16 protein-coding genes and 1 pseudogene are annotated in these 19,044 nt (G+C 52.4%); 11 read left to right on the top strand and 6 right to left on the bottom strand.

The window, feature by feature from the left end; translation table 11 throughout:
• The first annotated feature begins 247 nt into the window (after window positions 1-247).
• The 6 genes from infA to AB1L42_RS18020 all read left to right on the top strand — a co-directional run bounded on the left by infA (window position 248) and on the right by AB1L42_RS18020 (window position 5,567).
• Window positions 248-466, top strand: a complete 219-nt coding sequence (infA, locus tag AB1L42_RS17995; protein ID WP_367059143.1) for a translation initiation factor IF-1 — start codon at window positions 248-250, stop codon at window positions 464-466.
• Between the two features lie 115 nt (window positions 467-581).
• Entirely contained in the window at window positions 582-1,049 is a 468-nt protein-coding gene (gene rnhA, locus AB1L42_RS18000) for a ribonuclease HI (protein WP_367059147.1), read from the top strand.
• Between the two features lie 120 nt (window positions 1,050-1,169).
• Window positions 1,170-3,287 (top strand): ATP-dependent DNA helicase RecG, encoded by a 2,118-nt coding sequence (recG, locus tag AB1L42_RS18005; RefSeq protein WP_367060051.1) that lies wholly within the window; start codon window positions 1,170-1,172, stop codon window positions 3,285-3,287.
• A 258-nt stretch (window positions 3,288-3,545) separates the two neighbouring features.
• Window positions 3,546-4,001 (top strand): glycine cleavage system protein H, encoded by a 456-nt coding sequence (locus tag AB1L42_RS18010; protein ID WP_367059150.1) that lies wholly within the window; start codon window positions 3,546-3,548, stop codon window positions 3,999-4,001.
• A 136-nt stretch (window positions 4,002-4,137) separates the two neighbouring features.
• Window positions 4,138-5,172, top strand: a complete 1,035-nt coding sequence (locus AB1L42_RS18015; protein ID WP_367059153.1) for a ferredoxin family protein — start codon at window positions 4,138-4,140, stop codon at window positions 5,170-5,172.
• Window positions 5,173-5,192: 20 nt separating this feature from the next.
• On the top strand, window positions 5,193-5,567 hold the full coding sequence (locus tag AB1L42_RS18020) for a VOC family protein (protein ID WP_367059156.1): 375 nt from the start codon (window positions 5,193-5,195) through the stop codon (window positions 5,565-5,567).
• A 351-nt stretch (window positions 5,568-5,918) separates the two neighbouring features.
• Here the strand turns inward: AB1L42_RS18020 and AB1L42_RS18025 are convergent, their stop codons facing one another.
• Together AB1L42_RS18025 and AB1L42_RS18030 are read right to left on the bottom strand one after the other, a co-directional pair.
• Window positions 5,919-6,839: a DUF1559 domain-containing protein gene (locus tag AB1L42_RS18025; protein ID WP_367059159.1), complete on the bottom strand. Its 921-nt coding sequence runs from the start codon at window positions 6,837-6,839 to the stop codon at window positions 5,919-5,921.
• Between the two features lie 171 nt (window positions 6,840-7,010).
• Entirely contained in the window at window positions 7,011-7,451 is a 441-nt protein-coding gene (locus tag AB1L42_RS18030) for a hypothetical protein (RefSeq protein ID WP_367059162.1), read from the bottom strand.
• Window positions 7,452-8,456: 1,005 nt separating this feature from the next.
• Here AB1L42_RS18030 and AB1L42_RS18035 point away from each other — a divergent pair.
• The 3 genes from AB1L42_RS18035 to AB1L42_RS18045 all read left to right on the top strand — a co-directional run bounded on the left by AB1L42_RS18035 (window position 8,457) and on the right by AB1L42_RS18045 (window position 12,057).
• Window positions 8,457-9,515 (top strand): Gfo/Idh/MocA family oxidoreductase, encoded by a 1,059-nt coding sequence (locus AB1L42_RS18035; protein ID WP_367059165.1) that lies wholly within the window; start codon window positions 8,457-8,459, stop codon window positions 9,513-9,515.
• Window positions 9,516-9,572: 57 nt separating this feature from the next.
• A complete protein-coding gene (locus AB1L42_RS18040) occupies window positions 9,573-11,393 on the top strand; it encodes a hypothetical protein (RefSeq protein WP_367059168.1) in 1,821 nt (606 codons plus the stop codon).
• 334 nt (window positions 11,394-11,727) lie between these two features.
• Complete coding sequence (locus AB1L42_RS18045; protein WP_367059171.1) at window positions 11,728-12,057, top strand: iron-sulfur cluster assembly accessory protein; 330 nt, start codon at window positions 11,728-11,730, stop codon at window positions 12,055-12,057.
• Window positions 12,058-12,349: 292 nt separating this feature from the next.
• Here the strand turns inward: AB1L42_RS18045 and AB1L42_RS18050 are convergent, their stop codons facing one another.
• The 4 genes and pseudogenes from AB1L42_RS18050 to ruvB all read right to left on the bottom strand — a co-directional run bounded on the left by AB1L42_RS18050 (window position 12,350) and on the right by ruvB (window position 16,277).
• Window positions 12,350-12,781 (bottom strand): hypothetical protein, encoded by a 432-nt coding sequence (locus AB1L42_RS18050; RefSeq protein ID WP_367059174.1) that lies wholly within the window; start codon window positions 12,779-12,781, stop codon window positions 12,350-12,352.
• A 375-nt stretch (window positions 12,782-13,156) separates the two neighbouring features.
• A pseudogene (locus tag AB1L42_RS18055) lies at window positions 13,157-14,044 on the bottom strand (UbiA-like polyprenyltransferase); the annotation flags it as partial.
• Window positions 14,045-14,105: 61 nt separating this feature from the next.
• Window positions 14,106-14,978 (bottom strand): hypothetical protein, encoded by an 873-nt coding sequence (locus AB1L42_RS18060; protein ID WP_367059177.1) that lies wholly within the window; start codon window positions 14,976-14,978, stop codon window positions 14,106-14,108.
• 225 nt (window positions 14,979-15,203) lie between these two features.
• Window positions 15,204-16,277, bottom strand: coding sequence for a Holliday junction branch migration DNA helicase RuvB (gene ruvB / locus AB1L42_RS18065; protein WP_367059180.1), 1,074 nt, complete (start codon window positions 16,275-16,277; stop codon window positions 15,204-15,206).
• Window positions 16,278-16,548: 271 nt separating this feature from the next.
• Between ruvB and AB1L42_RS18070 the strand changes: the two genes are divergently transcribed.
• Together AB1L42_RS18070 and AB1L42_RS18075 are read left to right on the top strand one after the other, a co-directional pair.
• A complete protein-coding gene (locus AB1L42_RS18070; RefSeq protein ID WP_367059183.1) occupies window positions 16,549-17,769 on the top strand; it encodes a tetratricopeptide repeat protein in 1,221 nt (406 codons plus the stop codon).
• A 257-nt stretch (window positions 17,770-18,026) separates the two neighbouring features.
• Window positions 18,027-18,980, top strand: a complete 954-nt coding sequence (locus tag AB1L42_RS18075) for a TIM barrel protein (RefSeq protein ID WP_367059186.1) — start codon at window positions 18,027-18,029, stop codon at window positions 18,978-18,980.
• The last annotated feature ends 64 nt before the right edge of the window (window positions 18,981-19,044 follow it).

Here is a 19,044-nt window from a genome sequence, read left to right on the forward strand (position 1 = left end):
GGTGTTTGTGAAAACTACCGCGAATGTCGGAACCCGTTTGCTCTTTTCGGCCTTGGGCGATATGATCTTTCCTTCGATTCTTACACTCTGGCGACGCCAGTATCTTAGAGCACGTTGCTTTCCGCGATGCACTCGGCCCACGATTTGAACTTGCAGGTTGCTGCGTTCCATCGTCCGAGTACTGGAAAACGCGGACGAAAAGGCTCTTGGTTGCGATCGCTGTCATCATCTGAAAGGTTGAAAATCTATGGCCAAAGAAGGGGCCATTGAAATGGAAGGGACAGTGCTGGAAGCACTGGCCAATACCCAGTTTCGAGTGGAGCTTGAGAACGGGCACATCGTGCTCGCTCACGTTTCCGGAAAGATGCGGAAGAATTTCATTCGTATCGTTCCAGGAGATCAGGTTAAGGTTGAGGTTTCTCCTTATGACCTCAACCGTGGACGGATTGTCTATCGGGCAAAGTAGTCCGAGACGCCGCGAATATTTGCCGAGCTTCGCGTTCGATCAGTCACGTCATAGACGTTCTGGCTGCTGCTCAGTTATTGGACGGAGGCTGCATTGAGACAAGACTCCGAGAGCGATGACTGAATCGAAGCCGCGTCCGTTTGTTCAACTCTTCACCGACGGCGCCTGTAGCGGAAATCCCGGTCCAGGCGGATGGGCGTATGTGTTGCGGCATCCTGCCAGCAACACAGAAAAAGAGGGAAGCGGAGGCGATCGTGAGACGACCAACAACCAGATGGAGCTGATGGCTGTCATCAGTGGATTGCTTGCGCTGACTCGCCCTTCTGAAGTAGAAGTGGTTACCGATAGCGTTTATGTCGCCAAGGGTTCCAAAGAGTGGATGCCGAACTGGAAACGCAACGGCTGGCGTCGGAAGGAAGGCAAGAGCTGGAAGCCAGTGAAAAACCTTGAGCTGTGGCAACAGTTGGACGAATTGCTCTCCAATCATCAAGTGCGTTTCACGGTCGTCAAAGGTCACAGCGGTCATCCCGAAAACGAACGCTGCGATGAACTCGCAGTGGCTGCGACCAAGGCGTTCCAATAGGTGAATTCTCGCGAAGAACGTGGTTCAAAGCTGGACGGTTTGGCTTCGATCGCATGTCGAGTATGCTCTTAAGAATCCACGAGTTCTCACGAGAATTTGTTGCTTTGACCGTGTGATTCGCTGAGAACGAAAAACAATGATGCTTTAGCCCGACGTCGCCACATGCCGGAACTGACTCTTTCCACCGATGTCCAGTTTCTTCCCGGAGTCGGTCCTGACGTCGCTCCGCTTTTGAGTAAGCTGAAGATTGAGACTCTCGAAGACCTGTTGTGGCATCTTCCTCGTGACGTACTCGATTTCACTCATGTCGCCCGTCCGGAAGACCTGAAACAAGAGACCGAGCAATCCGTCCAAGGGATTGTCGTTGACGTCGACGTGAAAACTCTGCGCAATGGTCGAACATTGACAGCTTGCCTGCTCGACTGCGGATCGGGTTATGTTCGCGGGGTGTGGTTCAATCAACCATGGATGCGAAAGAAGCTTCAAGACCAGCAGCGAGTTCTTTTCTCAGGCAAACCGAAGGTCAATCAAGGACGGTGGGAATTCACACATCCGGAAGTTCAGTGGCTGGATGTCGACGATGAAGGGACCGGTGGGTTAATTCTCACTCGCTATCGGCTGACGGAAGGGCTGAAGCTCCCTCATTTAAAGCGACTCATTGCGACCGCTCTTACTGAATGTGACGATCAAGTTTGCGATCGTCTCCCGGAATCGTTCCTGGAATTGCACCAACTCCCGAGCCTTCGCTCAGCACTTCGAAATGTCCACCAACCGGAGTCGATGGAGGAATATACTCAGGCTCGAAAGCGGATCGTTTTCGAAGATCTGCTTGAGTTTCAACTGGGTGTGGCTCTGCGTCGGCGACAATGGGATGAGCAGCGTGACGCTCCCGTCTTTCAAACTTCGGCCAAGATCGATTCAAGAATCCGCAGGTTGTTTCCGTTCGAATTCACCGACGGGCAGAAAGCCGCGATTCAAGATGTGGTGAGCGATGTTCAATCCGGCAACGCGATGCACCGTCTTCTGCAGGCAGATGTGGGAGCCGGGAAGACTGCTGTTGCGGCCTACGCAATGTTGCTCGCACTTGCTAATGGAAGTCAGTCGGTTCTGATGGCTCCTACTGAGTTACTGGCGAATCAGCACGCACACACGCTGCGAGACCTTCTGTCCGGGAGTGATGTGGATGTCGAGATTCTGACCGGCAGCTTAAGGCCCGCCGCACGGCGTGAAACGTTGGATCGAATTTCTTCGGGCGATGTGAAGGTGATCGTGGGAACGCAAGCGGTGATTCAGGAAGGAGTCGCGTTCGCGAATCTCGGGTTAGTTGTCATCGATGAACAACACAAATTCGGCGTAGCCCAGAGAGCGAAGTTCAGCCGCCCTGAGGGGCAATTGTCGCCTCACGTTCTCGTCATGACAGCGACACCGATTCCCCGGTCGTTGTGTTTGACTCAGTTTGGGGATCTCGATCTGACCGTTGTGAAAGATCAGCCGCAGGGACGTCAGCCGGTGGTGACGACTCGAATTCAATCAGCGGAACAAAAGAAAAAAGCATGGGACTTTCTTAAAGAGAAGTTGGGAACCGGTCGGCAGATGTATGTGGTCTGCCCACTTGTCGAGGAGAATTCCAACTCCGAACAGGCATCGGCTGAGCAGATTTACAAAAGGATGCAGCAAAGCTTGCCTGATTTTCGGTTGGGGCTGGTGCATGGTCGAATGGATAGAGACCTCCGCGAAGAGACGATGCTTCAGTTTCGTGATCATGAAGTCGATGTACTTGTCTCAACGACAGTGATCGAAGTGGGCGTCGACGTTTCGAATGCAACCTTGATGGTCATTCTGGATGCGGAGCGTTTCGGCCTTTCGCAGCTTCATCAACTTCGTGGGCGGGTGGCTCGCGGAAAATTTCGAGGATTTTGCTTTCTTGTCTCTGAAGCGACTTCGCCAGAAGCAGTTGCTCGGCTTTCGGTGCTGGAAGAAACCTCCGATGGCTTCGTTGTCGCTGAGAAGGATTTTGAACTACGTGGTCCGGGGGACATTCTCGGCACACGGCAGCACGGGAGTGTCCCGTTGCGATTCGGAGATTTCCTGCGAGATTCCCGACTTCTCACCGAAGCTCGCGATGAAGCGGGCCGGCTCGTCGAGTCAGGTGAGTTTGATACCGCTGAGTACTCTGCATTGAAGCATTCGGTTCTCGATCGATTTTCGCAATTGTTTGATCTTCCACAGAGTGGCTAACGCGTATTGCATAGTCTCAGAGATCATCTCCAAGAGTGACATCTAGAGAGAGTGGTGTTGTGTCCCTTGGGAGACGCGAACGGTTTTGTGAAAACTGGTATAGTCAGAGTATCGGGTGATTTTAGTTCGAGTTGAGAGCCTCAGAAGTGTCGAACGACGAGACTCTCGCACCATTGAATTTCCGCAGAGAAGAACCTGTCAATCAGATGTTGTTCGCGCGTCGCAGACGCAAACCGGTTACGTGAGAAGAAATCGATAATGTCCGACCCACTGACTTTTATGATGGGCAAGTACGAAGCCCGGATTCCCCAAGATCGCGTGTATTGCGAGAATCACATGTGGGCGCAGGAAGGTCCTGGAGGATTCCGAATCGGCTTCACTGCTTATTCCGTCCGCTTGTTGCAAGACGTTTACTTTCTGGATTGGACCATCGATCCCTACACGGCGGTCAAACGTAAGCAGGAAATTGGGGAGATCGAAAGCTCAAAGGCTGTTTCGACTTTGTATCCCCCCGGTGAGGGGAAGGTGCTGAACTTCAACGAAACACTGCTTGACGATCCTTCTGCGATCAACACGGATTCTTACGGAGCAGGGTGGTTGTACAATTTTGAAACATTGATGAAATTCATGACAGCTGATGAGTATGTCGAGTTTCTCGGGACGAAATGGGAAGAAACCCAGCGAGTTCTCAAAGGGCAGGTCAATCAGGATTGATGTTCGATCGCGGGATTGCATGAAGATCGGAACTTGTCGGGTCGGGGCGGGTTTGAATAGAGTGGAGGAGGCGGCGTTGATGGCAGTCTCTCTCGGCGTCTGATTGAAATGAAGTTTTCCTTCGACAAGACGAGCTATGTCTGACAAGAAAAAATTGACCGTCGTTCTCTCTCAAGGACAAAGCAAAAACCCCAAGCACCGCAAGCTTGAAGAAGAGATTGCGATGCAACTGATCCTTGCCGGAAACGTAGAAGTTTCGTTGGTTCCGCACTTGTACGATCTCGCAGCCGATCATACCGGAACGCTCTTTCTCCGGAACGTGCCAGGCGATCTGGTCGTGCTGTCGTGGCTCTATCCGAGAGCGGCTCGCTGGATTCTTGACCGGCAGCAGATTCGCGGCAAGGAAGGCTTCACGCTCATCGGATCGGATGATGAAGACGAAGACGACGAAACTCCTGAGCAGCCTTCGCCGGATGTCTTGGGATCAGTCGATGTTCCCGACCGGTCGATTTACTGTCTCGATTTGAGAGTCCATTCGGACGCACAAACTTATCTCGAAGAGATTCAGCGCATCGTCGAAGAAGACGCGAAGGAAACAGTCGATCTGCTTTCTTGGATCACTGGGCAACCGAATCCCGATCAGATGAAGCGGTATCTGGCACCGCAATCCAACGGTGGCGAGGAAATCACTCTTCCATCACCTCAGGCAGAAGACTCCCCGAAACGTCGCTGGTACCCGGTCATCGATTACAGTCGCTGCACGAACTGCATGGAGTGCATCGACTTCTGTCTGTTCGGTGTGTACGGCGTTGATACACTCGATCGAATTCTCGTCGAAGCACAAGACAACTGTAAGAAGGGATGCCCCGCTTGCAGCCGTGTTTGTCCGGAGAATGCCATCATTTTCCCTCAACACAAAACTCCAGCGATCGCCGGAGCTGCTGGGGAAGTAGCAGGCCTCAAGATCGATTTGACTCAACTGTTCGGCGGAGGCGGAGCAGGGGACGCCTTAGAGACCGCTGTTGCTGAGCGTGATGCGGAACTGCTCAAGGACGGTCGTGATGCTGTCGGAATGGAAGTCGGAATTCCAAAGCGTCAGGAGAATCGAGACAAAGCCCCGAAAGATGACCTCGATTCTCTGATGGACGACCTTGACGCTCTCGAAGTTTGAACCGTTGAAGCTGAGTGACCATGGCAACTCCTACAGCAAGAGATGTTAAATTCTTCGTTCCGACGAAAGACTTTGAAACATCCGTTGCCTTCTACCAGGATCTCGGTTGGAAGTTGAACTGGCGAGAAGACAAGCTCGCCGAAGTCGAACTCGCTGAGGCAAGATTCTTCTTGCAAGACTTCTATGCCAAAGAGTGGGCTGAGAACTTCATGGTGTATGTCGTTGTCGATTCAGCGGCAGACTGGTACCAGCATGCAAAGGCAATGCTTGAGACCGGTCGCTATCCGTCGATGAGAGTTCAAGAGCCGAAGCTCGAACCGTACGGAGCCACGGTTTGCTACGTTTGGGATCCGTGTGGAGTCTTGCTCCACTTTGCTGAGTTCCCAAATCGCTGACTCACTGCAATCGATGCGGTGAGCTTGCTTTTTTGAGAGTGACAGGATCGGCAAGTTGTTCATCGCACGGCGCCAGCAATTGAATCACTTCTGAGGAGAGATGGGCGCATAGAAAAATCTGACTGAGAACACGTTGTCCCCAGTCAGATTTTCGTCAGCAGCCTTGTTTCGTGGTCTCGTCAGACTTCGATCAGTTTGTCCATACGATTCGCGTTTGTTGAACGGTTGGGGTGACTACTCTTCGGCATCAGTTGCGAGGTCGTTGGATCTCAAAATTAAGCGATGCTGAAGAAGTGGCCCTCAAACTGTCATTGCTTTATTGAATGCTATGGGGATCTGATCGGCTCTGATTTAGAACTCTCCGATGACTTCTGCACCCTTCGCTGTACTCAGGGCTCGCCATGTGTCGAGGCTCAGGTTCTCGGAGATGAATCGGCATGATCCATCAGCAAGTGTGACCTGAACACCACCGACGTGTCGACTGCGTGATCCGAACATCGTTGGATTCGTTGTCGATGAGACATCGCAAGGAAGATTCTGTTCAGGCAGGTTGTTGCAGTAGGACGAGGAGTAAATTCGGTCTGGAATCGCACTGTTCGGAGGAAGATAAGTTGTGAACTGAGTTGCGTCTGCCCACCAGGCGAATCCTCGGAGGTCGCGATCGACACCTTGCAGCACTTCAGATACGAGGATCGTTGAAGTTGTTCCGTCCCTCAGGTCGCTGATGCTCTGGTTCCGAGCAGGGGTGCCGCTTGGCGTGTTGATGAAGGGAGCCCCGCCAAACTCAACGCCGTTGAGTTCTGCATGTTGCCCGAAAGCAGTGTTTCCAAAGTTTACAGCGTAGTTGTGCGATGTGATTTCGCCAATTGGCACGTTCGGTGAATCGCTGGGACATGTCAGAGAAACGAGTCGTGTGGTGGTGACTGGCAAGTTGGCCGCGTGTCCGTAGCGAGCTGTATCTGATGGAACCCCATATTTTCGATCGTTCACATAGATGTTGTAGAGGTTGGCCTGATCGATGTAAGGCAGAATTCCAACGATCCAAGTTCCCCAGCAACATCCAAACTGAGCAACAGGAAACCCTTTGTTGACATCGTGGTAGTTGTGCATCGCAAGTCCAATCTGTTTGAGATTGTTCTTGCACTGTGTTCTACGTGCCGCCTCACGTGCCTGCTGAACTGCGGGAAGCAGCAGTGAAATCAAGATTGCGATGATGGCGATGACCACCAGGAGTTCGATAAGCGTGAATCCGCGTCGACGTTGAGTCTTCATTGAGTTCGTTCCGTTATAAAATCTAAAGACGACCGTGCGAGAGAGATGTCGATGTTCGACGAATGCGGGGAGAGATTTTTCATCGCCTCTCTGCACTCGCTTGAACTCTACTGTTCTGATGAGTGCTGTGTTTGCCCTTGCGAATCACTGCAAGCCAGAGTCGAAATTGCTCTAGTTGGCCATAGTTGGGATTTCGACGTCAAAGACATTCTTCTGATCTGTTTTGACAGTCAGGTATAGCTGGCTTTTTACATTGAATTCAGGCGGGACGATTTGCTTGGCAACAACACCTCGTGACTCACCTGGAACGTCGTGCACAAGTGTGTCTTCATCACTTGCGAAGACACGGACGATGTAGCTTCCCGGAGGAACTCCACGAGATGGGTCAACGTAGTACGAACCATCTTTGATTGTTGCTCCCGAGATGGTTCCTTCGTCGCCCTGTGGATGAAATTCAATCGATCCACTCGTGATTGGTTTTCCCTGAAGCGTGACGACACCTTGAACCGCCTGTCGATTCAATGGATTTGACTTCGAACAGCCCACAAATGTCGTCAGTGATGCAGCTACGAGCAGTGCAGTCCATCGCGATCGGTTTTTGTAATTGGTCATGTCAGTTACTTTGCAGTTAATAAGGAATACGTGGTTAACAAGCCGTCAACAAACAGTGGACGACGAGCGCGTGTCGAACTGAAGTCGTCAATTCCATTTGACACTTCAACTCGGAGGTCCTCCGTCAGCAAAACGTGTGACGTTCGACAATTCTCTGCAAAGCAACAGGTGTGCCAATGGCCAGTTTGTTCGTTTGAGTAGGCAATCAGCTCGCCAAACGAGTTCTGCTTCAATCACGATCAAGCATGTGTTGAAGAGCATGCACAGAAATGCTTCGTATGCGACTAGAGAATACGCAAAGCACGATACATATGTATGAGTTCAATTCTTTCTCTGACCATCAAAATCAAATGATCCCGAAGCGGAAGTTTGCTTGGACTATTAGCGAAGTCCACGGGCAGTGAAGCGTGTCACGAACAGTGACGATTGATCGGCGTCAACCAGATTCAATGTGATCGATAAGCAGAGACGCATTGAAAAGAAGACGCGAGGGTAGAAAGAGATCGTCGATCAAAGGCTCATTGATTGCTCTGAAGAATCAGAGTTTGGCAACAGCCGGAAGTATCTCGTGTTGACGAGCTCGAGGAGATGAGATTGTGCGGCGGCGCGGGGAGATTCTGTTCTTAGTGATTGGCGCATACAACGCCAAACGGAACGCTCAAGCCACATGAATTCACTATCAACAAAACAATCCACGCCGCCGCACAAGATCACCTCGGTGATGTCAGGAAGCATCGTGTCTGCATCGACACGCATTCACGATTGTTCTTCGCGACGTTTCAGAGTCTCTTGGATCTTGGCAACAGGTTCTGTGAACCATCACACAGTCGGGAACAAAGAAGTCGGGGAGCCAGATACAAAAGTGCCAACCGCGCGAAGTTACTTCAGAGTTTGTGATGACAATTGTTCGAAAGCATCCGCTCTGGTTCATTCAGGATGAGTTGGTTTGGTTCGGTCGCTTTGATACTGTTCCAAAATCTCAAACAGTTGCAGGAGTCGTTACGGATGAATGTGAAGATCGGAATTGTTGGGCTTGGATTCATGGGGATGACCCACTTCGAAGCCACCAAGTCTGTCAACGGTGGCAACGTTGTCGCTTTTTGTACTCGCGACGAAAAGAAGCGGTCCGGCGACTGGTCCAGCATTCAAGGCAACTTCGGTCCCCGTGGAAGCGAACAGACGGACCTGACAGGCGTCACAGCTTACGCCAGTCGTCAGGAGTTGCTGGCAAATCCGGACATCGATCTCGTCCACATCTGTTTGCCGACCGATCAGCATGAAGCAGCCGCGATTGAAGCCATGCGTGCGGGTAAACATGTGCTTGTCGAAAAGCCAATTGCGATTGATCTCGATGCAGCAGAACGCATGCTTGCTGTTGCTGAAGAAACCGGTCGAATGTTGATGGTCGCTCAGGTGCTTCCCTACTTCCCGGAATTTCAATGGGCACATCAAGCGGTCTCTTCCGGAAAATATGGAAAGCTTGAAGCAGCTTCATTCCGTCGGGTGATTGCTCCTCCTGACTGGTCCAGCGATATCAAAGACTTCCGTAAACTCGGCGGATGGGGCATTGATCTCCACATTCACGACAACCATTACATCGGGCTCTTGTGTGGAATTCCAGGTCGAGTCTTCTCACGGGGAATGCTGCGAGATGGTTTCGTAAACCATGTCTGCACACAGTACTTATATGACGATCCAGATTTGACTGTCTCTTGCATCAGTGGAGGCATCGCAGCTGGGCAGTTGAAATTCGCTCAGAGCTTCGAGTTGATGCTGGAAGAAGCCACGATTCAGTTCGACTGCGGAACCTATGGCGAAGAATGGGTTGTGAATCGCCCGTTGACGTTGATACCGAACTCAGGGCCGATTGAAACACCCGATCCAGGTGGAACCGGGGAATGGTGTGCCGCGTTCACCAATGAGATTCAGGATGCTGTGCGAGCTGTCCAGGAGGGGGAAGTCCCGCGTGTGCTTTCTGCAGAACTGGCGTGTGATGCCTTGCGTCTTTGTTATGCCGAAGCGGAGAGTATTCGCACCGCGTCTCCGGTTGATGTTGGAAAGTAATCGACGCACCTGTGTTGAGCGTGAAAATACCTCAGGCCCTCGAAGGATAACGGCGAAATGAAACGGACTGTCCCGTTATTGATTACGGCGATTGCCGGATTCGTGTTGATCATTTCCTTCTTTCTTCCTGCCATTCAGGAATGGGGTGAAGGTGCGGCGATCTGGTTCGACATCCTCGCTGCGCTCGCGTTTATTCTGGGCGGTGGAAACCTTCTGAAGCTACACCTGAAAAGTATCAGCGATCAGGAAGCCGGCTGGGGGTACTCAGCGGTCACGATCATTGCCTTTCTCGGAACTCTGCTGCTCGGACTACTCAAAGTCGGGAGCCCACCGACGTCGAATGTGGAGTTCTATGGAGAGACATTTGTTCCGTTTCCCATTTCCATGATGCCGGAGTTCTCTGTCGATGGAGAACTCCCCCAGCGAGGCGATGGAGAGCCGGTTCCCGCGTCCGTTCGCAGGCAACTGAGCGTTGACGATGGAAAATTGGTCTTCCACGGATGGATGAATAAGAACCAGAAGGAAGACCTACTGAAATACGGAGAGACTCTCGACTGGAAGAAACTGGTCGAAGAGCTCTTCGATTTGAGTCAGCCGGAAAATGTCGGTGGCAAAGTCAAGTACTACGCCGATCACGAATCATTGGCCGTTTCAGGCGTGCTGACAGAAGAGCTGGAAGGCCAACTCCTCGAAGACCTGCCAAAGACAGAGTTCGCGAAAGAGGCAGTGGTGAGTCTGGATGAGTTGACCCACGCCGAAACGTCTATCTCCGTCGATCCGCCGGAGACGTTTTCGATTCCCGAATCGGAAGCGAGTCGTGTTCAATATGCCGATGGGAAATTGACAATCGTCGGACCGATGTCCACGGACTTACGCGACAAAATGGCGAATGTCTGGTCGGGATTCCTGCCGGCACTTCCGATGACGGATCAGCAAATTGCAGACGTCCGTTCCGAACTGGAGGAACTGGGCGCTCCATTGAATGATGAACAGGTCGAAGTTCTCGACCAAATTCTCGGCACCGATCCGGGATTGAGTGCACTTCCCCTCGTCATCAATTCGGCCGGAATTCGTCCCGCCAAGCCGAAAACATTCGCAGTCCTGGTTGCCGAACGAGACTCCGGAGTTTCCGACCTCGAACTAATGCTTCCAGCACCTGAACCAGTGTTGATGAACGCCGCTCAAGAAGATGCCATTAGTTCATTTATTGAGAGTGGAAGTGTCGACATGGCCGCCCTGATCGGTGAACTCGAGTCACTGGGGCCACTGCTTGATGAACAGAAAGTGGCAATCAATGTTTTTTGGAACGGACTCGAGCGAGAAGCTGCTCGAACGAAGAATCTGGGGATCGGTTTGTTGAAAGTCGGCCCACTTTCGAGAGACCAGCAAGAGTTTCTGTTCGTCCCCGGAGCGGAACTTTATGCGTGGCAAGTTGCTGTCGGCGAGCTGTTCATGGCTGCCCATCGGGTGAAGTATCCGTGGTCAGGAGAGTTCAGCGCTCAAGGTAACCCCTTCTGGTGGACCTACGAGTACGTGCTTCAGCCGTTGATGACAACGACCTTCGCTTTGCTCGCGTTCTACGTTGCATCAGCTGCATTCCGTGCGTTCCGGGCCAAGAATCTGGAAGCAACGTTGTTGCTGGGCACGGCTTTTATCGTGCTCCTGGGGCGAACGTATCTCGGGACGGCCATGACGAGCTGGATACCCGATCAGTTTTCAGCTCTGAGAATTGATCAGATGACGGTCTACATCATGAAGATTTTCAATACCGCCGGAAATCGAGCCATCATGATTGGAATTGCCTTGGGAATCGCGTCGACAAGCCTGAAAGTTCTACTGGGAGTTGACCGATCTTACCTCGGATCAAGTGACGACTAGAGCAAGTTGCTCGTGTGAGATCGTGCACACAAAATCAGAAAATGCTCTCAATGTCCGATGCGGGAATTTCTGCTCGCCGCTGACCGCAAATTCCATTGATCAGCGGTTTCTCGACGACTGGAAATGAGCCGAAATCGGCTCAAAAACCTCTTCAATCCAGGGAGTCCGGGCTTGTTTAGGGAGGGAAAGTGCTTTTTTCGGTCAATTGATCCGATAGAATACGTGAAGTGTCATCGAGTCATCTTTGACCCGGTGACAAGGCAAGCTATAATTCGCGGAGTTATTCAAACACACTTGTTTCGACTCGTCCTTTCCAGGCGAAGGAGACTGACAGATGGTCATTATCACAGAAAAAGCAGCTTCAGAAATCAAACGAGTCATTTCTGAGCAAAACATGCCAGAGACAACTGTCGTCCGCGTTGGAGTGGCAGGCGGCGGATGTTCCGGATTTCAGTACAAGTTCGGTTTCGACGAAGTCGCAAATCCTGAGCAGGATCACGTTTCGCAGCAGCACGGATTGAGCGTGGCTGTCCAGAAGAACCACGACTTGCACCTGGACGGAACGACAATCGATTTCTACGAAGGCCTCGAAAAACGCGGTTTCACCTTCGACAATCCAAACGTAAGCCGCTCATGCGGTTGCGGTAGCAGCTTCTCAGTCTAAGCTCGTCCACCGCCCGCCTTGAACGCCTTGAAACAGTGCGTTCGGAAAGATGGGAGAGTCCAGGTCGCTCAATCATTACACGATTGCTTGAGCACCGCCGGACGACTCACGGCAGATTGAGAAGTCGACTCAAAAACAAACGCACCTGTTGGTTCACCGACAGGTGCGTTTTCTTTTGACTACTGGCAAGGAAAGCAGTTGATTTAAGGTTTGCACTCACTCGCCCGAGCAAACTCAACCTTCTTAATTGTTGAAACAGCACATGCGAGTGCAGAAGAAAGAGCAACTTACTCTAGTCCCAGAGGACGTTTTCCACAGTTGAAGCGAGTTGCTGCCTCTGATGATCGGGGTCCGGGCTGAGGGCGAGTTGCATCACCGTCAGGTAGAAGCAGAACAGGCCAGCGGGGAAAAACCACGCTGCCAGTGACTCGTTCTGGGCGAACTGCAATGTGCTGACGAAGATTTCGCTGAGTAGAAGCAAAACGATTCCCAGCGAGAACAAGACCTGACGGCCCCAGTTTGGATGTCCGCCCGAAACGCTTTCCAACTGGTGGATTCCAATCGCTGCTCTTAAGAAGGCTGCCAGCACCGGCGCGACGACCGCAGCAACCACCTGTACAATGTGTCCTTCCCGGAAGCAAATCGCGACAAGTGTCGGACTCGCTGCAATCACGAGGGGAAGGAACCCATCCAAAGTGACGTGTTCCCAAGACTCGCTCTTCATCCGTGTGCCTCTCTACGAAAGAGGGGTTATTGTGGCAGAGAACATCGGTTGTTGGGGGAAGTCAGTTTTAGCGGACGAGTGCCGCTGAAAAGTTGGTTCAACTCGATTGAGCAGAATCATTTTCACTCTTTCGAGTGCACTCGTCAAACGTAATTGGCATCCTGCGGAGAGTGATCAATCACTCCGCATGCGACAAGGGAGACGTCGAGAAAGCGTCTACCGATTTTGTTGAGACGTTTCGTCTTCTTGATTCGGAACAGGTGAGAGTTGAAGACCCGATTGAGAAGAAGGGACTTCGTCGATGGTCTCCTGCTGAATCGGATAGTTGAACGGTGTCGAAATTGGCCCGAGCGTCTCCACGATGAGAATGTCGGCGATCGTCACGCACAACAGTCCGACACTGATCAGTGCGTTGATGTGAAAGAAGGCGACGTTGACGCGGCTCATATTCGAAGGGCTGATGATCCAGTGTTCGTAGATGAGGAGCCCGCTCACAAGAATCACGCCGATCAGAAAGATCGTGCCGAGTCCCGAGACAGCCCACAGTGCCAGAAGACAGACAACGGTGAGGACGTGGCTGAAGAACGCGATCTTCAAAGCGTTCTTCACACCGAAACGAGAGGGGATTGAAAACAGGCTCTTTTCCCGGTCGAACTCAGCATCCTGAGTCGCGTAAATGATGTCGAAGCCACCAACCCAAAAGAAAATGACGGCCGCTAAAAGAATCGGCGGCCAGGCAATCGTGCCCGTGATTGCGATCCAGGCTGCAATGGGTGAGAGCATTAAAGCAGCACTGAGCCAGTAGTGACACAGTGACGTAAATCTCTTCGAGTACGAGTAGCTCATCAGGAAGAGCAAGACGGGCACGGACAGAAACAGCGGCCAGCGGTTCGGCCAGAACAGCAGCGTCGACAGGATAAATCCCAGGCTGCAGACGATGGTGAACGCGATCACGATCTTCAATGAAATCGTCCCGGCAGGCAGATGTCTCCCAGCAGTTCGCGGGTTTTCCGCGTCGATTTTGCGATCAGCGATTCGGTTGAAGGCCATCGCGGCCGAGCGAGCAAAGATCATGCAGAGCACGAGGCCGATCAGGTCGCGGAACTCAAACGGCACAGTCCTCCACGCCAGCAATGCAGCCATCAACGCGAATGGAAGTGCGAACAGTGTATGGCTGAAACGAATCAGACTGAGCAGTTCTTTGAACTTAACCCAGAACGATGTCGCGTCCGACGGCACAACTTGTGTGGATGGAGGATTCATAACGATGTTGAGGAAACCGGAATGCAGCGGAAGTGTTCACTGAAAGAAAAAGAGATTCGTCTCAATTCTGTTGCGGCGAAGAGAGACGTCGCTGACGGAAGTAAATCACGTTTCCGGCAATGATCAATCCGATCATCAAGAGGTGAGCGACAAGCTGTGGCCCCATGCGTCGTTTGGCTTCCAGGTAAAGCTGATCAGGGTCACTTCCCAGATACTCATTGACGACCAACGCTTCGTACTCAGCCGCTCCTTTGATCGCACCGAGGAGGCCTTTTAGCTGACCGGGAATGTATGGGTAGAGCAGGGGAGCTTGAACTCCTGTGCAGCCAGCCACCATCCGGATCTGATCCTGATGCGGCGTCACGGCATACTGAACCCATTCTTTGCTACCGGGATAGGAACCGCTGACGTTGACGATCAGGTCCATTTCCTGAACGCTGCTGATCGGCTTGCACATCGGAATCTGATCAATGTTGGTGCCGCGAGCGTCAGTGGTGTAGAGGCCCTTCAAGTCGGTGACGATGACCTTGATGACTCCCTCGTACCCGGATTTGTAGCCGAGGTTCACGTAGTCCTGCCCGTAGACGAGATCGGGAAAATCCTTCTGGATGACTTCAGTGATCGCCTTTTCAATCATCTGCGGACCGACCGGCAGCAGTGTGATGAAGAACATGTTGACCTTCTTCTCACAGCAATGTCGGGCGAACGCAATCGCCATCGGTCCCAACTCCCCTTCTGTCGACGGGTCGTAGTCCCACGCCATGAGAACGTTGTCACCTTCTTCGAGCATTTCAATCTCGTTGAAGACGTCCCGGGCGAGTTGGCTGGGAGACTCCGGGAACTGGAGTCCAAACAGAATTGGGACTGCCACAGCAATTGCCATCAACAGGAAAATCCATCGACGGTCCAAATTCTGCAATCCCTGCATCGGCATGAATCGAGTCCTTTGTGGGGATCAGTAAAAAGGTTAAATCATCAATCCCGTCAGTCGAACGCCACTCATCAGCTGAGCACTTAAAGAGTGGCTCGGGATGTTTCAGAGTATAGAGGGGACCTCCTCACGCTGTCATCCGCCCGTCCATGATTGCAGATTTTTCTGTGAGACAATTTTCATGGTTTCGCGAAACATGCATTGACCACGTCTGTTCTGAGTCGCGTGCTAGAACTGAGATCGAAGACCGGGGCCGGGGCTTTCGCCGAGATGATCATATCCGCGTTGTGTCACAATGCGCCCGCGTGGCGTCCGCTGAATCAACCCGGTTCGCAGGAGGAACGGTTCAATATCATCTTCAAGTGTATCTGCCGGAATTGATAAGCTGTGAGCAATCGCTCGCAGCCCGGCTGGTCCGCCCTGAAAAACGTCGACGATGATCTTGAGATACCGGCGGTCCTGCCGTTCGAGCCCGAGCGAATCAATCTCCAGCATTTTCATGGCATGGGTTGCGATCTCGGTGGTGATTTCGCCATTCGGATCTTTGAGCGTGGCGAAATCTCGAGTTCGGAGGAGGATGTTGTTCGCTTTTCGAGGAGTTCCCTGGCTGCGTCGTGCCACTTCCGAGGCTGCCTGATCGGTGATGTTGGTTTTCAATTTGACGGCATTTCTTCGGACGATTTCGATCAGGTCGTCTGGTTCGTAGAAGTCGAGATGCTCCCGATAGACGAAGCGGTCGCGCATGGGAGCTGTCAACATTCCCGCTCGTGTTGTCGCCCCGATGATAGTGAATGGCTTCAGCTGCATGTTAATTGTGCGGGCATTGAGTCCTTCTCCGAGTGCGATATCGATCCGGAAGTCTTCCATTGCTGGGTAGAGAAACTCTTCGACGGCTGGCCGCAATCGATGAATCTCGTCAATGAAAAGCACGGACCCATGAGAGGCGTTCGTCAAATACGGCAGCAAATCTTTGGGAGCATCAAGAGCAGGTCCCGCAGCGATTTGCAGGTCGACTCCCAGTTCATTCGGGATCACCGTGGCGAGGGTTGTCTTTCCGATTCCCGGAGGGCCGTCAAAGAGAATGTGGCCTAAGGTGTCGTTTCGCTTACGGGTTGCGTCCAGCATGACGCGGACACGTTCGACAACTTGCGTCTGACCAATGACGTCTTCCAGCCTTTGCGGTCGAAGACGTTCGTCGATCTCGCGGGCGTCGACGTCAAAATCTCGGCGGATATCGAGTCCTTCGCCCAGATCATCTTCGTCGTCATCGCCATCGGCAGAGAATACTGTCTCCCGAACCATTGGTTCCCTCCATGTTGAGAATAACGGAACGGTACACAAAAGGTGTTCGTCCGTCCATTGGCAACGCACGGTGAGTTCGAAGTTGGTGTGACCAGCGAGATTTGCCGAAGCAGGCGGGGCAAGGGGCCTTCTGTCGGCGATTTCGGCTCGAAACTTCAAATCAATCTGCCGAAGATTCAGAAGTTTTCATAGTTTCTCGCCATCACATCCGGCGAAGCGGTCCTCGATTCGCCATTTGAAATGTTCAACTCCACTTTGGAAGGGAACGAACATGTCTGACTGTCGCCGAACGTCAAAAACATTCACTGCTGCCGCAAAGAGCAACACTCACGTGCAAGAGCACCTGAGATGGAACCTGTCGCGATTTGGAATCGCGATTTTGGCGGTCGCGTGGATCACATTGTCGTCGGCACTGTCCGGTTGCGGAGCAGCCAACGGATATCTGATGAATCGCTCCGGACAGCGATACTACAACAAAGGGAACTACGAGTTCGCTCGCTACGAATTCGAGCGAGCGCTCATGGATTCGCCTCACAACGCCAACTATGCGTTCAACGTCGCCAAAACGATGGAAAGACAAGGAGAGATTGAGAACGCGGAGGAAATGTTCCAGCACGCACTCACAATCGATCCGAGCCATCAACCGTCATATCACGGACTGGCGTCGATGTTGCAGGAACAGGGGCGAAGTGATGAAGCCAGCCAATTGCTGACAGCGTGGGCTGATACTCAACCATACAACCCCGGAGCCCGACAATTTGCGGGTGCTGGATACGGCGGAGCGGGTTACGGCGGAGCCCAGCAGGCTCAGTTTTCTGCTCAGCCTCATTCTGCTGGCTATGTTTCACACCGTGGACCGATGGGACCACCTCCCGTCGTCAGTCAACCATATTCGCAGGGGCCTCAATTTGCAGGACAGCCCATGATGAGTCAGCAAATGGCGAGTCATCAGGGCTTTCAAGGACAGACGTCTTCCCACTATCTGAATCAAGTTCCTCCATCGGTTCGGATGGCGAACGTGATGCCTCGGACCGACCCGACCATGATGGGGGGACCAGTTGTTTCGCCGCAGTACTCAATGGCGAGTGCTCCAATGTCCGGCGGATTCTCGGGACCTCAGCCGACGCAGGCCGCTCCTCAAATGTGGACTCCAACTGCCGAACCAATGCCGACTCAGACAAACGGGGCATTTCCAGAATTGCGAGTTCCAGAGCCTCAGTTGATTCCTGAAAACGGTAACGCCAGCTATCACCCGCAGTCAGGGAGTATGCCGGGACAGAACCAGATGCCTGGTCAAAACATGGTCTTCCACTCAACGGGCTACGCCCCACAAGGAGCGTTCCCAGGTCAGCCGGTTGAGCAACCACAGATGTCTTCCGGAGACTGGGCTCCTGTTCAATCGTCAGCCCCAATGCTTCCAGCTTCAGCGAGCACCCCGCAAGGCTCTGCTCCCTCAGTCGTGCAGGTTGTCCCAGCAGTTCAGGCGTTTTAGTTGAGATTCTGAAGTTTCAACCCACTCACCCAATCGGCATTTGATGGTGAGTGGCGCCTCTCGTCGTGCGAATCAATTTCAACGCCTGCCAGATAGGTGAGAGTTGAATCGAAATCTGTTAGAAGTGACTTTTCAAAGTGTGAATCGGGCAAGGTCTCGATCGACACCGTGAGTCACGAGCCGCGTTCGGACGAATTCAAAGTCGACGCGGATGACAGAATCGGATCAGTATACATCTCTCATTTGGAAGAACTTTCATGCAACGCCGAGAGTTTCTGGCTGCTGCAGGCGCAGCTTCAACAGTGATCGCAATGACCAACACTTCCGCTTCAGCTCAGGACGGCGGAAGTTCCGCGCCTTTCAAATTGAAGTATGCTCCCCACTTCGGCATGTTCAAAAACTCCGCCGGCAATGATCTGGTCGATCAATTGAAGTTCGGTGCTGACCAGGGATTTCGTGCCTGGGAAGACAACGGCATGAAAGGTCGTTCAGTCGAGGATCAGAACCGCGTCGCCAAGGCGATGACAGATCTCAATCTGGAAATGGGCGTCTTCGTTGCTTACGCGAATTTCGATGAACCTGTCTTCGCAGTGAAGAATCAGAATCGCTGGGATGAAGTTCTTGAAGAAATCAAAGCCTCGGTCGAAGTGGCCAAACGCGTGAATGCGAAGTGGATGACCGTCGTTCCCGGGTCGGTCGATCAGCAGTCGGCCAACTCAGGAAATTGGAACAAGTACGGCGGCCCGCGTCTCGCGGAAGGCTATCAGACTGCCAATGTGATTGAACTCTTGAAGCAGTGTGCCGGAATTCTGGAACCGCACGGATTGGTGATGGTGCTCGAACCGTTGAATTGGCATGCCAATCACGGTGGGACCTTCCTTCGCGATTCCGATCAGGCATATGCACTGTGTAAGGCAGTGAACAGTCCGTCATGCAAGATTCTGTTCGACATCTATCATCAGCAGATCACAGAAGGCAATTTGATTCCCAATATCGATGCCTGCTGGGACGAGATTGCTTACATGCAGTCCGGCGATAATCCCGGTCGAAAAGAACCCGGAACTGGCGAGATCAATTACCTGAATGTGTTTGGTCATCTCCACAAGAAGGGTTTTGAGGGCATCATCGGGATGGAACACGGTAACTCTCAGAAGGGCAAAGAGGGTGAACAAGCTGTGATTGATGCTTACCGCCGCGCGGACTCGTATTGATCGCGCGTTGAGAGGATCGAATGAAGCAATCGGCCCCTGCATCTCGTAGTCCGCGATGCGGGGG

Origin of the sequence: Thalassoglobus sp. JC818, from assembly GCF_040717535.1 — a bacterium.
Lineage (GTDB): Bacteria > Planctomycetota > Planctomycetia > Planctomycetales > Planctomycetaceae > Thalassoglobus.